Here is a 469-nt window from a genome sequence, read left to right as displayed (position 1 = left end):
GCTCGCGCGCATTCGCGCCCATCTGCGCAGCCATGAACAGTCCGAGGACGCGGTCTTCACCATCGGCCCGTACGAGTTCCGGCCTGCCGCCAAGGTTCTGATGGACTCAAAGGGCAAGAAGGTGCGGTTGACCGAAAAAGAAACCAACATCCTGAAATATCTCTATCGCGCGGGGGCTAAGCCGGTGTCGCGCGAAGAGTTGCTGACCGAGGTCTGGGGCTACAACGCCGGGGTCACGACCCATACGCTGGAAACCCACATCTATCGCCTGCGCCAGAAGATCGAGCCGGAACCCGGTCACGCCCGCCTGCTGCTGACCGATGCGGGCGGATACCGGCTGCAGCCCTGAAGCTCAGTCGGTCGCCTTCGGGCGGATGGTGAACAGCGGCAGGAAGACGTGGACCAGTGGGCCGATGGTCACGGCGTAGAGAACCGTGCCCAGCCCGACCGAGCCGCCCAGCAGCCAGCC

General features: G+C 64.4%; 1 protein-coding gene. It reads left to right on the top strand.

Translation table 11 applies throughout. The annotated features are described in order from the left end of the window. A partial coding sequence (locus tag CVH10_RS17385) for a response regulator transcription factor (RefSeq protein ID WP_146142987.1) occupies positions 1-349 on the top strand: 349 nt, incomplete at its 5' end. Between the last annotated feature and the right edge of the window lie 120 nt (positions 350-469).

Source organism: Halomonas sp. ND22Bw (genome assembly GCF_003011945.1).
GTDB classification, from domain to species: Bacteria; Pseudomonadota; Gammaproteobacteria; order Pseudomonadales; family Halomonadaceae; genus Halomonas; species Halomonas halophila.
The sequence above is the reverse complement of the archived record's forward strand: the minus strand, read 5'-3'. Positions and strand labels throughout refer to the sequence as shown.